The sequence below is a fragment of the Amycolatopsis sp. lyj-346 genome (genome assembly GCF_046548975.1).
In the GTDB taxonomy this organism is placed as follows: Bacteria; Actinomycetota; Actinomycetes; order Mycobacteriales; family Pseudonocardiaceae; genus Amycolatopsis.
In genome coordinates this window covers 128,800-141,634 of the sequence record NZ_JAJPWT010000015.1, presented here as the reverse complement: position 1 = coordinate 141,634, position 12,835 = coordinate 128,800, and the positions used below count along the sequence as shown (strand labels likewise).

General features: G+C 68.6%; 12 protein-coding genes. 5 read left to right on the top strand and 7 right to left on the bottom strand.

Features of this window, described 5'->3' with window-relative positions; genetic code table 11:
* Positions 1 to 8: 8 nt before the first annotated feature.
* The gene (locus tag ACLJQE_RS34015; RefSeq protein WP_410643636.1) at positions 9 to 1,604 is read right to left on the bottom strand and encodes an amidohydrolase; all 1,596 of its coding nucleotides are present in this window, start codon (positions 1,602 to 1,604) and stop codon (positions 9 to 11) included.
* Between the two features lie 119 nt (positions 1,605 to 1,723).
* Between ACLJQE_RS34015 and ACLJQE_RS34010 the strand changes: the two genes are divergently transcribed.
* Positions 1,724 to 3,124: a KamA family radical SAM protein gene (locus tag ACLJQE_RS34010; RefSeq protein ID WP_410643635.1), complete on the top strand. Its 1,401-nt coding sequence runs from the start codon at positions 1,724 to 1,726 to the stop codon at positions 3,122 to 3,124.
* A gap of 356 nt (positions 3,125 to 3,480) precedes the next feature.
* Complete coding sequence (locus ACLJQE_RS34005; protein WP_410643634.1) at positions 3,481 to 3,639, top strand: hypothetical protein; 159 nt, start codon at positions 3,481 to 3,483, stop codon at positions 3,637 to 3,639.
* A gap of 38 nt (positions 3,640 to 3,677) precedes the next feature.
* On the opposite strand, the gene ACLJQE_RS34000 is transcribed toward ACLJQE_RS34005, so the two are convergent.
* A complete protein-coding gene (locus tag ACLJQE_RS34000; RefSeq protein WP_410643633.1) occupies positions 3,678 to 4,193 on the bottom strand; it encodes an NUDIX domain-containing protein in 516 nt (171 codons plus the stop codon).
* Positions 4,194 to 4,376: 183 nt separating this feature from the next.
* On the opposite strand from ACLJQE_RS34000, the gene ACLJQE_RS33995 reads away from it, so the two are divergent.
* Entirely contained in the window at positions 4,377 to 4,985 is a 609-nt protein-coding gene (locus tag ACLJQE_RS33995) for a hypothetical protein (protein WP_410643632.1), read from the top strand.
* Between the two features lie 157 nt (positions 4,986 to 5,142).
* Here the strand turns inward: ACLJQE_RS33995 and ACLJQE_RS33990 are convergent, their stop codons facing one another.
* From ACLJQE_RS33990 to ACLJQE_RS33980, 3 genes are all read right to left on the bottom strand, one after another.
* Entirely contained in the window at positions 5,143 to 5,568 is a 426-nt protein-coding gene (locus ACLJQE_RS33990) for a hypothetical protein (protein ID WP_410643631.1), read from the bottom strand.
* A 293-nt stretch (positions 5,569 to 5,861) separates the two neighbouring features.
* A complete protein-coding gene (locus ACLJQE_RS33985; RefSeq protein ID WP_410643630.1) occupies positions 5,862 to 7,094 on the bottom strand; it encodes a hypothetical protein in 1,233 nt (410 codons plus the stop codon).
* 8 nt (positions 7,095 to 7,102) lie between these two features.
* On the bottom strand, positions 7,103 to 8,134 hold the full coding sequence (locus ACLJQE_RS33980; RefSeq protein WP_410643629.1) for a hypothetical protein: 1,032 nt from the start codon (positions 8,132 to 8,134) through the stop codon (positions 7,103 to 7,105).
* A 652-nt stretch (positions 8,135 to 8,786) separates the two neighbouring features.
* On the opposite strand from ACLJQE_RS33980, the gene ACLJQE_RS33975 reads away from it, so the two are divergent.
* The gene (locus ACLJQE_RS33975; protein ID WP_410643628.1) at positions 8,787 to 9,020 is read left to right on the top strand and encodes a hypothetical protein; all 234 of its coding nucleotides are present in this window, start codon (positions 8,787 to 8,789) and stop codon (positions 9,018 to 9,020) included.
* Positions 9,021 to 9,393: 373 nt separating this feature from the next.
* Here the strand turns inward: ACLJQE_RS33975 and ACLJQE_RS33970 are convergent, their stop codons facing one another.
* Positions 9,394 to 9,684, bottom strand: coding sequence for a 3'-5' exonuclease (locus tag ACLJQE_RS33970; protein WP_410643746.1), 291 nt, complete (start codon positions 9,682 to 9,684; stop codon positions 9,394 to 9,396).
* A 66-nt stretch (positions 9,685 to 9,750) separates the two neighbouring features.
* Positions 9,751 to 10,800 carry a UvrD-helicase domain-containing protein gene (locus ACLJQE_RS33965; protein ID WP_410643627.1) on the bottom strand — a complete coding sequence of 350 codons (1,050 nt, stop codon included), beginning with the start codon at positions 10,798 to 10,800 and terminating at the stop codon, positions 9,751 to 9,753.
* Positions 10,801 to 12,148: 1,348 nt separating this feature from the next.
* Between ACLJQE_RS33965 and ACLJQE_RS33960 the strand changes: the two genes are divergently transcribed.
* A complete protein-coding gene (locus ACLJQE_RS33960; RefSeq protein ID WP_410643626.1) occupies positions 12,149 to 12,604 on the top strand; it encodes a hypothetical protein in 456 nt (151 codons plus the stop codon).
* Positions 12,605 to 12,835: the final 231 nt, after the last annotated feature.

The window sequence follows — 12,835 nt, the reverse complement described above, 5'->3', positions numbered from 1 at the left end:
CGACAACTCTAGGTGATGGCGTCGTGGAGGACCGCACCCGCGCGGACCGTGCGCAGGCACTCCGGGAGGGCGGCGTCCGGTTCGAGCCTGGGCAGCGGGGGCACGCCGGCCCGCGGGTCGGTGGACCAGCGCTGCACGCGGCTGTCCGGGGTGGCCACGACGAGGTCGGTGGCGTCCCAGATCGCGTAGTGCGCCGGCGCGCCCGGGACGAGGCTGCCGGTGACGCCGTCGTTGACGCCGGCCGCGCGGTGCCCGGCGCGGGTGTGGGCGGTGAACGCCGCCCGCGGCGACAGCCCGGCGCCCGGGGTCCGGTGGTAAGCCGCGGCGCGGACGCTCGCCCACGGGTCGAGCGGCGTGACCGGCGCGTCGGAGCCGAAGGCGAGCAGGACGCCTTCGGCCGCCAGCGCCGAGAACGGGTTCAGCCCGGCCGCGCGGTCCGCGCCGAGCCGTTCGGCGTACATGCCCTGCGTGCCACCCCAGAGCGCGTCGAACAGCGGCTGCACGGAGGCGGCGACACCCCAGCCCGCCAGCTGCTTGGCCTGCTCGGCGGTGACCATCTCCAGGTGCTCGAGCCGGTGGTGGCCGGCGGCCAGTGCGCGCGGCCCGACCTCCTTCTCCGCCAGCCGGAAGCCTTCGACGACCTCCGCGACGGCGGCGTCGCCGATGACGTGGAAGCCGGCCTGCAGCCCGGCTTCGGTGCAGGCGGCGAGGTGCCCGGCGATGCGGTGGGCGTCGAGGTAGAGCGTCCCCTCGCCCGGGTGGTCGGCGTAGGGCTCGGTCAGCGCGGCGGTGTGGGAGCCGAGTGCGCCGTCGACGAACAGGTCGCCGGCCAGGCCGCGGGCGCCGAGTTCGCGGGCGGTGCCGACGGCGCCGAGCTCGCCCCAGTAGCCGACGACCTCGGGGGTGCCCGGCCCGGCGAGGGCGAGGAGTGCGGCGAGGTCGTCGCGGCCGGAGATGTCGGGGCCGGCGCACTCGTGGACGCTCACGATGCCGCGTCGCGCGGCCTCGCCGAGGAACGCCCGCTGGGCGCGGGCACGCTGCTCGGGGGTGACGGCGGCGCGCACGGCCGCGCGGACGGCGTGGTGGGCGGCGCGGGTCAGCGGGCCGTCGGACGACCAGCCGTCGGCGCCGCGGGCGGCCGGGGCCAGCTCGACCAGTGCGGAGGAGACCAGCGCGGAGTGCACGTCGACGCGGCTGAGGTAGACGGGTGCGCCCCCGGCGGCGGCGTCGAGTTCGGCGCGGCTGGGCAGGCGCGGGTCGGTCCAGGTGGTCTCGTCCCAGCCGTGGGCGAGCAGGACCTGCCCGCCGGCGGCGGCGTCGCGCACGCGGGCCAGCAGGTCGGCGCGGCCGCGGACACCGGTGAGGTCGAGGCCGGTCAGGTGCAGGCCGGTGGCGGTGGCGTGGACGTGCGCGTCGACGAACGCGGGGGCGACGAAGGCGCCTTGGAGGTCGACGATCTCGGCGTTCGCGTGCAGGGCGCGGGCGGGGGCGTCCTGCCCGACCCAGACCACGGTGCCGCCGGTGACCGCCATGGCCGTGGCGTCCGGACCGGAGGGGGTGTAGATGCGCCCGCCGAGCAGGAGCGTGGTGTGTTCGTCCGTCACCCCCTGAGTCTGCCCCCTGCGTCCACGTGGGGGACGCCGCCCCAGCAGGCAGGAAGATTTACTCCGCGAGAACGTTATGACAGGATATTTTAACGCGTTCCCGACGACTAGGAGTACAAGTGACTGCGACCCAGGAACCTGTGACGCCTGCCGCCGCCTTCGACCAGCCCTACGAATACGCGCGCGCCGAGCTGGTCGAACCCGACTGGCGCCGCTTCCCGGGTTGGCACGACGTGACCGACGCCGAGTGGCGCGACGCGCAGTGGCAGCGGGTGCACTGCGTCCGCAACGCCAAACAGCTGCGCGCGCTGATGGGCGACCTGCTGGAGGAGCGCTTCTACGAAGACCTGCTCGCCGACCAGCGCGAGATGGCCACGATGTCGATGCTGCTGCCCCCGCAGATGCTCAACACGATGGCCCCGACGGCCGGCACCGACCCGGCCAAGGTGACCGAGGCGTTCTACGCCGACCCGATCCGCCGCTACATGCTGCCGGTTCGCAGCGACCGCGACGCGGTGTGGCCCAGCCACCCCCACTCCGAACGCGACTCCCTGCACGAGGCGGAGATGTGGGTCGTGGAGGGCCTGACCCACCGCTACCCGACGAAGGTGCTGGCCGAGATGATCTCGACCTGCCCCCAGTACTGCGGCCACTGCACCCGCATGGACCTCGTCGGCAACTCGACGGAGACGGTCGAGAAGCACAAGCTGACCCTCAAGCCGGTCGACCGCCAGGACGCGATGATCGCGTACCTGAAGAAGACCCCGGGCGTCCGCGACGTGGTGGTGTCCGGCGGCGACGTGGCCAACGTGCCGTGGCCGCAGCTGGAGTCGTTCCTGATGCGCTTGATGGACATCGACACGGTCCGCGACATCCGCCTGGCGACGAAGGCACTGGCGGCGCTCCCCCAGCACTGGATCCAGCCGAAGGTCGTCGAAGGCCTCGAGCGCGTCGCGGTCACCGCCCAGCGCCGCGGCGTCAACCTGGCGATCCACACGCACGTCAACCACGCCCAGTCGGTGACCCCCCTGGTGGCGGAAGCAGCCCAGACGGCACTCAACGTGGGGGTTCGCGACGTCCGCAACCAGGGCGTCCTGATGCGCGGGGTCAACGCGACACCGGCGGCGCTGCTGGACCTGTGCTTCGCCCTGCAGGGGGAAGCGAACATCCTGCCGTACTACTTCTACATGTGCGACATGATCCCGAACGCGGAGCACTGGCGGGTGTCTGTTTGGGAAGCCCAGGAGCTGCAGCACGCGATCATGGGGTATCTGCCGGGGTACGCGACGCCGCGGATCGTGTGCGACGTGCCTTATGTCGGGAAGCGGTGGGTGCACCAGCTCGCCGAGTACGACCGGGAGCTGGGAATCTCGTACTGGACGAAGAACTACCTGACCAGCGTCGACAAGGCGGACGCCGAGGATCTTGGTGAGGCGTTGCAGCGGCGGTACCCGTACTACGATCCGATCTCCACCCTGCCCGAGGCCGGCCAGCAGTGGTGGGCGAACCGGTCCAGCTGACGCCCGCACGTCAGCTTTCAGGAGTAGGTCGAGGGGGTGCCGCGGGGCTCGATCGGGGCCGCGCGCACCCCCTCGACCGTCTCAGACTTTTGGGCTGGTCAGAGCCGGTGAACACCGGTTGGGACCGATCGCCGTACGGCCCAGGTACGGCCCAGAAATTCCACTGTGGACAGACGTGCGCCGATACCCGACGATGGTCGGGATCCTCGCGTGCAAGAAGTGCGCTCAGCGAACAGCACTTCTGGAAATGCCAGGTCGCGCTTGACGAATACGTCCCCGGGCACCGCCCGGCGGCCGGCCCGAAGGAGTGCTACGGCTCCTGGGACCACATCGTCGGCTTCGGCACCCACGCCGCGATGGTCATGGTCCACCCGTACTCGGGCGTCTTGCAGGGCGCCGAGGAGTACCTGCGCTGGCAGCTCGGTCGGCCCGGCCCCAACAACGACCTCACCAAGGGCATCCGGGACGCCCTCAGCCACCACGACAAACCGGCCGTCAGCAGCCAGCCCCGCTGAACCAGGACCCGGGGTTGTGCCGGGCCGACAGCGCTCGGCTAGGAAATCTCGGTCGACCTGAGCGGATCGAACCCGTTCTCCAGGTAGGCGGTCCGCCCCGTGTCCACGACCTCGAGGCACACGGCGACGCGGCGTGCCATGTGCGGCCGGAGCATCCCCGCGGCTTCGGCTCGGGTGGCGAACTTCGAGCGCTTCAGCTCGCCGTCGGCCAGCCGCAGCGCGGCGATCCGGTCGTCGTCGAGGACGCCGCCGTCGAACAGGTTGTTGGTCAGGGCTGGGCGGCCGTCCGGCTGCGGCGGAACCCAGTCCACGACCAGCAGCCGGCCGGGCAGCAGGTCGAACCCGAGCTCTTCCTTGATCTCCCGGCGCGCCCCCGCCCAGGGGGACTCGCCCTCGTCGAGTGCGCCGCCGGGGACCTCCCAGGTCTCGTCACCGTAGTCGGGCTCGACCAGGAGCACGCGGCCCTCGACATCGCGGAAGATCACCCCTGCGCTGGCGATCTGCTTGGGCAGCGTCGCGTAGTACTCGGCGGGCGGTAGCCAAACCTGGGTCATGCGCGGCGAGGCTACCCACCCGGCCGAGTCCGCCGGTGACGGGCGTCGGGTTGCCGGCCGGACCGCACCGACCAGGCCGAGGCTGCCCGGGAGAAACTCGAACTGCACCTCGGGTTCGCCAGCACCCAACCGGAACGGCCCTACAACACCGGCCCGCACCTGCACGTCATCGGCGCCAGCGCGATGGCCGTACAGCTGCGCCACCTCTACGGCTGCGGCGCGGTGACCGGGTGGGCGCTGCAGCCGATGCCCGAGACCCGCACCTCGCTGCACACCGTCAAGCAGGCGATCCTGCAGGCCGCCGACGGTCTCGGCCGCGGCCTCACCCAGCTCACCCGCGGTGGATCGGTTCACACCATCGATTCACACCGAGGAAGTCCAGGCCTGCCCGGACTTAGCGATGCTGGGGGTCGACAACATCGGCCCCGGCACCCCTCAAGGTCGTTCGCTCCGTCCTGCCCCGGGGCGCAGGTCGCCGAGCTGTTCACGTCCGCGACGCGGGCCCGCTACCCACGGCTGGTCGAGCAGCTGGCCGCCTCCCGGATGCCCGACGCCGCCTTGGCGCAGATCGCCGCGGCGCTCAACGGCGAGCCGCTGCCTGCAGCCGACCCGATGGTGGACCTGCTGCTCGACATCGTGCGACGCTCGCCCAACGGAGCAGGAACACGGGGAGCGCCACGTCGCCGCGATGGCCACAATGCAGCCGCCTCGCGTGCGCTGGTCGAGGTCGCCGCCAACACAAACATGACAGAACCCCGGCAGCAAGAGTTGCCGGGGTTCTGTCAATCCTGAGCGGCGTATCGCGTGACCACGAACGCAGTTGCGCCGCTTACTCCTCGTCACGGGCTGACCGTAGCCACGCGAACCTGGAGGATCCTGGTGTCGATCCGGAGGACCTTCTGCCTGGTCCGGCACATGGCCGTGGCACCCCTCGTCCGCTGGACCAGCATTAGGGCCTGTCTGTGCACCAGAGGTCGCCGTACCAACAGTTGTTGGACGCCTTGTTTCCATGTTCCACGTCGGTCAGTTCAATGATCACGGTCTGGACCCCGCCCGGCGTGTCCGTCGAGATCGTCTTGGACGCCCATGCCCCGTCACGCCCGCATTCCTTGTATTTGGGGGACTTCGCTACCAGATTGTTGTTCTGGTAGCCGGCGTAGACCACGTACATACACTCACCGGTCCTGACGTAGAAGTGCTGGTTCGTGAAGGAAACCGTCCTAAAGGAGGTTGACCAGAACATGTCCCCGCTAAGGCTGCCGACCAAGGTGCCGGAACTGTGGTAAACCTGCACGGAGAAGCCGGGCGGCACCTCCACAGTCGCCGAGGCGGTCGGCGCTACGGTGAGAACGGCGGCTGCCGCGGCCGCGGTCACGGCAGCAGCAGCCTTGACTCGCCTGAATCGGCTAGTCGCGCCCGCTACACCCCGGCGTCGACCCTGCGTACTGCCCATTCTCGATCCCCTCTCGTCACCGCGAATACAGTCAGCGGGAGCTTATCAGCGGATATTGCAGTTGCTCTGCATTTACGGAAAGTGGCCGACCAGAGGTTTTCACCAGCGTGATCAGCAGCCGGTTGCCGCCGTCCATCAGCGCGATAAACAGGCGGGACCATCGGCTGCGCCGAGTGCGACAAGGGCGGCGATGCAAGCCCTGCCGATATGCCTGGTCAGCGCACGACGACGTAGAACTCGTCGCCGTCGAGCATGTGTTCGCGGCCGTACCAGCTGGCCATCATGCTGCCGCCCTTGATGTTGTGATCAGCCGCGATCGGTTTGGCCGCGAAGCTCCAGCCGCTGGCCTCTTTGACCTTGGCCGCGTTTTGGTAGGTGCTTGCGAAGGGATACTCATCACATTGCCGCGAGTTCCCGTTCTCGTCCTTGGTATAGGGACCAGTTGCCACGCTTGCTTTACAGACGCGTCGGACTTTCGATCTTGACCCCTTCTTTGAGTTGTCGGTGTCGTATCCGGAGTACAGATAGCTGAGCTTACTCTCGTTGAAACGACCCGGCACCTTCTTTCCTTTGAGTTGCGGGTTGATGTTGATGATGTCGGCCTGGACTTCTTGAGCCGCCTTGATGAACAGCGAAGACTCCTTGTACTCAACATTATTGAGATCGAAGAGCATCGTCGGCACCACGCCGGTGAAGACGCAGCGACTGCCACGAGTGGCGTACGTCGCCGAGTCGCAGCGAAATTGCTCGAGCCCTACGGTTCCTGGAGATGTGACACCTCCACCTTTTATTAAATATGTGACCCCGAAGTTGAACTTCCCACGATACTCGTCGTGATACTTATGCGTGGCGTCGTCGGGCGGAACGGAGGTGGTGGCGGTGGTCGCGGTCCAGCTGAAAGGCGCATCGCCGCCGGGAGCCACCCACATGCCGATAGTCTTATCAATGGGGGCGTGCGCATAGTCGCAGGTGCTGACGCGTTCCTCGTCGGCATTGCCGCAATCGAACAAAAACGCCAGGGTATATTCGGGAACAAGTTCCCCTTCAGTGCCCAAATACTTCACTCGCATACTGAACTTGATTTCGCTTGCTTTATCGGTAGCAACCCCGATGAAAGTATATCCGAAGTGCACCGTTCCCACTTTGGTGAGGACGCCGTTTCTTAGGGCGTAATTGACCACGTCGAGCGGGTGGCTCCGACAGATATTGTACCGGTTTTTGTACCAGAAAGTTTCATCGCTGGTGTGCTGGCGGTCGCACTCGTCGAAGGTGACGGGGTCGGTCGGAAGGTCGGCGTCATCGATCCGTGACTCATAGGTATAGGAGGCAGCAGCCGGCTGCGCAGCGGTGGTTTGGGTGCCGGTGTCAGCCGACGCGGTCTGCGGGGAGATCAGCACGGTTGCGGCGAGGGTGAGCACGCCGGCGAGTTTCAGGGTGCGTTTTCTCATTGCCGTCCTCATGTGATCAGGTCCATGGCGTTCCAGCCCGAGCTGCCGATCTGAACCGGGGTGCCCAGGGCCGCGTTGGGGGTCCAGCCGCGGAAGGGGTAGAGCATGAGGGCGCCGCTGGTGGTGCGTTTGAGTACGTCGTCGCGGCCGTCGCTGTTGGCGTCGATGAGGGAGATCCACGTCGTGGTGTCTCCGCCGAAGGTGCCGACTGGTGCGAGATCGGGGCAGTTCGCGGCGTCGGTGGCGAAGGTGTTGAGGCCGTCAAAGGTATTGGTGTGTTTGCAGGCGGTGAGCCGGCCGGTGGCGATGGAGGCGGCGATCATGTCCGGGTTTTCCCGGCTCCAGTTGGTGTTCATGTCCCATAACGGCCGTCCTGTGCGGACCTGGACGCGGGCTTTGAAGGTGCTGAGGCCGGCGAAGGTGCCGCTGTGGGGGTAGACCCACATCTTGTCCTGGTCGTCGATGGCAACGATGTCGTCGAACCCGTCGGTGGTGACGTCCGCGAGCCTGATCGAGGCCATGGCGTTCCAGCCTGAGCGGCCCACCACGACCGGTGTCGCGGCGAGGGTGCTGGTGCCGTTGAGTTTCCCGCTGTGCGGGTAGACCAGCAGCGCGCCGTCGGACGTGCGTCGCACGAGCACGTCGGCCGGGGATTCCGGGACAGTCTCGTATTCCTCGTTATCGCCGGTGATCTCGGCGGTGCCGACCCAGTTGTAGATGTTCCAGCCGGTCGCCACCAATGTCCTGGCGCCGAGGGTCGAGAGGCCTTGCAGCTTCCCCCTGGACGGGTAGACCCACATCGACCCGGTGTTGAGATCCGGTTGGCGCGCCAGCAGATCGGGGATCCCGTCCCCGGTCAGGTCATGGGAAAGCGTGCCTGAGCGTTGGACCCGGTCCCCGGCCGCGGCCGGGCCGAAGTCGGAGATCCTGGGTTCGGACGGCGCGGCGGTGTCGGCGGTCGCCGTCGCGGGCAGCACCGCGGCGGCGAGGACCGCCGCGGTGAGCGCGAGCGTTCTCGACCACCGCGAACGCGCGATCATGGTCGGCTCCGACGTGGAGCAGCCGGACAACCGCGCGCCGCGAATACGGCAGGAGACATACGAGTTCCCTCCAGCAAGACGGAGCCCGGCTCGTCCCCGGCTCCTCGCCCAGCACGCCCGGCGCAATCATGAGGTTGAGACGGTTCGACCCGGTTCACCCGAATGGCCCTCTGCGGACGTCGTGAACCCGACGGATGCCCGTGCGAGCGGCCACGTAACGATGACCCTCATGGGAAGGTGAATATCTGCTCGATCCGACGGGCCGCTTTGACTGTTCACCGGACTGGCCGACCCGGTCGAACCCGTCGTTGACCAGCGCAACAAACGCACCCCGCTCCATGAGCAGTCCCGCACCCGCGGCGTGGCCTGCGTCCGGGCCTGCCATCTGGCCATCGGCCCTGCCCGATGCGCGCCAGCCCGTCGCGCTTGCCCATCTCCGCCGACCTAGCCTTGACGGATCGAGTGAGACGACCGACCGCGCGGACCAGGTGACCGCCCGGATGACCGGTCGACGCAGGACTGCGCGCCGACGTGCTCGCGCCCACCGCGACCACGACCCCGGCCGACCTGGTTCCGCCGCTGATCCGGGTGCGGCGGCTCGGCGGCTCGGCGGCTCGGCGGCTCGGACGACGGAATCACCGACTACCCGCGTATGGAGATCGCCTGCTACGGCAAGGACCGCGCTCAGGCGTGGCAACTCGCCGAGCAGTGCCGCCAGCTCGTGCTCGGCAGCGTCCGAACCCATGTCGGCGGCGTGCTCGTCGACAACGCCCGCACGGACAACCCGCCCGCGCAGGTGCCGTACGCGACGACCGAGGACGTTCGGCGTGTCCTGGGCTACTACCGCCTGGCGTGGCGGCGATCGAGCCTGAAGATCAATGAGTGATTTTCAGGGGATCTACCGTGTCAAAACTTTACTAATTACCTTGCGTGTCAGGTGATTCGAGTGGATCGTTCTTCCGTTTCCCAATGTGATGTACGCGTACGCATAAATGAGTTCAAAACGAGCCCTCGTTACCTTCTTTGGGAAGTCTACCCAGGACGGCGACTTGAGATTTGCATACTGAAGCGCGAGGCCGACATCGAGTAGCGCAGCCCCCGAGGCGAGACCTTGGCGTGCATGCCGTGGCCGCACTCCCGGCAGCGCAGCGCGACCCGGGGCCGCACCTTGTGCACCAGGTCCCAGGCCAGTGCGCAGCCGAGGTCGGGCAGCGTCGCGTCGACGCGGCCAGCATCGGGGTGGATGGCGGAGAACGCCATCACCGGCCCCGGGGCGGGTTGCCGTCGGGATGCTGGTTGATCCAGGACAGCCCGCCCAGGTCGAGCTGGTTCTGAGCGCGGGTGACCGCGACGTAGGCCAGGCGGGCCTCCTCGGGCTCAATCTTGCCGGGCAGGGCGTTGCCGGCCAGGTCGACGGCTTCGGGGTCGGCCGGTTCGGAGAAGTCGGCGGCGATGCGCACCCGGGCCCATTCGCGGCCTTTGGCGGCATGGGCGGTGGACACGGTGACCTCGGCGTCGGCCTCGGCGCTGAGCTGGTTGAGGGTCGCCAGGACGACGTCGGTGCCGTGTTCGTCGATGACGTCGACGAAGGCAACCAGGTCGCGGCCGTCGGGGTCCTACTCGACGTATTCCTGGACCTCGCCCCAGGTGGAGAACAGCACCAGGTCGCGGTGGTCGGTGCGCTGCCCGGCCTGCAGTTTCTGTGCGGCCTCGGCCAGGTTCTTGAGCTGCTCGGCGCGTCCGGCGAGCGCGACGCGGCGCCCCTCGGCCAGCAAGGTGAGGATCTCGGCGATGGCGCCGCCGTTGGTCCGGCACAGGATCGCGTCGGGGATGCCGGTCAGTGGCTGCAGGCTGCTGGTCACGTGCGGGGAGCCGGTGAGGCGGATCGGGGCGTCGGCGATCGTGAGCCACCGGTTGGCTTCGCCGGCGATCGCCGGGCCGAACCGGAACGAGTGCGACAGGGCCAGCTGGTGGCCGGCGAAGTCGGTCATCACATCCCGGGCGCCGCGCCAGCCATAGATCGCCTGGGCGGAGTCGCCGACCATGACCAGCTGCGCGTGTGCGCCCTGGGCGAGGAAGACCTGCTCGACGGCGGGGTTGGTGTCCTGGGCCTCGTCCAGGAGCAGGAACTCGCCGTGGATGCGGGGCCGGGTCAGCGCCCACATCTTGAGGAAGTGGTCCGGTTTGAACGGGACCTTGCCGCAGTCGGGGGTCTGAAGGTCGGCCCACATGCGCTCGGCGATCGGCAGCACGAGCTCGGTGAGCTGGTCGTGCTCGTGCTCGGTGGTGATGCCTTTCTGCCAGCGCACGTGCTGGCGGCCGAGGACGTCGTCGGCGGAGTAGCAGTACTGCAGCACCGTCTCCCGTGCGATCGAGCACAGCGACATCGGCTTCAGGTTCCGGGCGCCGATGGTGACCTGGATTGTGATGCCCAGCAGCTGCGCCAGTTTCGCCGTCGACATCCGCGGCAGCCCCAGCCGCTCGGCGAACCGGTGCCCGACGGCCTTGAACGCCAGGTACCGGCCCTGCCAGCGGGTGGCCTTGCCCAGCATCGTCAACGTGGTCGTCTTCCCGGTCCCGGCGCCGGCCTGCAGCACCAGATGATCACCGCGGCGGAACGCCGCGACCGCAGCGTCCTGCTCCGGCGTCGGACGTCGTGACGACATCGAACTCCCTCCCCTGAGCAATGAGCAATGAGCAATGAGCAATGAGCGATCACACACGGGTACGACATTTCCGGCGCTTCGTTGCCGACCCTTATCCGGATGCGAGCTATCCGGATGCCAGCTCGGCAGCCGCGGCGCGCTGATCGTGGTCGCGCAGCATGCGCAGCACCGTGGCCGGTGAGGGGTGCTGGCCTTCTTGCCGGTGGTGATGACCAGGCGCGCTGCAAGGTCGCGGAGGCTGAGGTTCGGCTGATCGCGCAGGTGCAAGGCGTGGGAGAGCATGGCCTCGTTGGTGACGGCGGCGCGCCGATGCTCTTGCCGCGGGCGCGGGGCGGCTTCGGTCGCGGCCTGTTCACTCGTTTGGGCGTGGAACCGGTCCACGAATCAGCCACCGGGGGCCGTTGGCGCGACGATGACGGTCATGAGCACTGCCCTGCCTCGTGAAGTCGGCGTCCAGCGCGTTCCTGCTGCTGGCGGTGTGTGCTGGATGTGCGGCCGTCCTGCGGTGTCCGGTGAGCGTCTGCCCGGCCGGCGGCATCGGGTACGGCTGTGCCGAGACCACGACGAGGCGGTGTTCGCCCCGCCCGGCACGACGACCGGCGCCGCGGCGACCCGATGACCGGGAGCGGCGGGTGGGCCACCGCGTTTCCGCAGGACCCCGACGGCGTGCCGCAGTTCCGGCAGCGCGAGGTACTCGACCACACCTGAACCGCGACGCTGCCTACCAGGCAGTTACCGCTGTCATGGCCGAGGCGAGGCGCCGGCATGGCGAGCGGGTCGCCCATGGCCGGGCCTCTCTCCACGAGGGAGGCCCGGCCATGTCGTCGTCCCGGCTGGCCGCCGAGCGTCGCCGCGGTACCCCAGGTGGGGCTGAGCCTGATTCCCCCGCGCGTTGGCGTCGCTGGTCAGAACGTGTTTTCTCGAACCTGCATGAACCCGAAGCGGTGCGCCCTCTCCATCAACGCCAACCGGATCAGGCGACGTCGCGAGTCCGCGTCCAGTCCCGGCACCGAGGACACCGAAACGAACAGCTCGGTCAGCTGATCGCGGCGATCGCCAGCCTCGCGTGTACGAAGGCCGCGGCTGGGACGAGGCCAGGATCCTCGACCGGGTGTCCGAGATGGACCGAGCCGCCGTTGCGCTGGCCCGAGCGATCGTCGAGCCGGACGGCTTCCACAGGAACCACATTCAGTGAGACCAGCCCGCTCGAGCAGTCTCAACATAACTGAGTCCGCGCAGGTCGAGAGAGGACGCAGGCCTCAGATGCAACGAGATAGGACACGGCTGTCCTTGGCTCAGCGAAGGTGACGCCGGCTCGCGCTCGAACGGCACTGGCCTGGGTCGGCTGGTGGAACACCAGCCACGAGATGGACGTCCTCGACGGGGCGACCCCCCGGCGGCGTCGTGGCTGGCCGACCCGAGCCCGATCGAGGACGTCGACGCCGGCGCGTTGTGGATGTTCACCCTCGAAGACGACCGGACCAACCGGAAGATCACGGCCAAGGGCGTGGAGCGCGGCCGCGGCCGGCACTACATCGCCGACTGGATGGTCGGGCCGGGCTGGCGGTGCGGGTGCGGTTCATGCCGCACCACGACCACGAGATCGAGGTGTTCGACGCCTCGTCCGGTGAGCACCTGGGCACCGCGGTCCTGGCGGAACGGGCGACCCCGGAGCAGGCCGGGGCACTGCGCCGCCCGCGCGCGGCGGGCCCGGCAGCTGCGCGCAGACCTGGCCGCGGCCGAGAAGTCGCGGCGGACCCGCTACGACGCGGTCACCCCCGCGGCGCCGGCGCAGTGGGAGTGACCGCCGCCGAGACTGCGAGCGAGGTCGCCGGGATCGAACTGGGCGAGCTGCGGCGGCTGGCCCGCCCGGACCTGCTGCCGCCCGCGCGCCGCCGCCGGCGTACTGGGTCCGCCCGGTCGACCTCGACCAGTTCAGCGAGACAGGACAGCGGTGTCCCGGCTCGCTGAAAGATGGCGACGGCTCAGAAAACATGGCGAACGAGGGGAGCTGGCTCAGCGTTGCGCAACGCAG

Bases quoted from the DNA above. Each gene is read 5' to 3' on its own strand.
- ACLJQE_RS34005 (WP_410643634.1), top strand. From the start codon at position 3,481: ATGGTCATGGTCCACCCGTACTCGGGCGTCTTGCAGGGCGCCGAGGAG.
- ACLJQE_RS34000 (WP_410643633.1), bottom strand. From the start codon at position 4,193: ATGACCCAGGTTTGGCTACCGCCCGCCGAGTACTACGCGACGCTGCCC.
- ACLJQE_RS33995 (WP_410643632.1), top strand. From the start codon at position 4,377: ATGGCCGTACAGCTGCGCCACCTCTACGGCTGCGGCGCGGTGACCGGG.
- ACLJQE_RS33985 (WP_410643630.1), bottom strand. From the start codon at position 7,094: ATGAGAAAACGCACCCTGAAACTCGCCGGCGTGCTCACCCTCGCCGCA.
- ACLJQE_RS33980 (WP_410643629.1), bottom strand. From the start codon at position 8,134: ATGATCGCGCGTTCGCGGTGGTCGAGAACGCTCGCGCTCACCGCGGCG.
- ACLJQE_RS33975 (WP_410643628.1), top strand. From the start codon at position 8,787: ATGGAGATCGCCTGCTACGGCAAGGACCGCGCTCAGGCGTGGCAACTC.
- ACLJQE_RS33965 (WP_410643627.1), bottom strand. From the start codon at position 10,800: ATGTCGTCACGACGTCCGACGCCGGAGCAGGACGCTGCGGTCGCGGCG.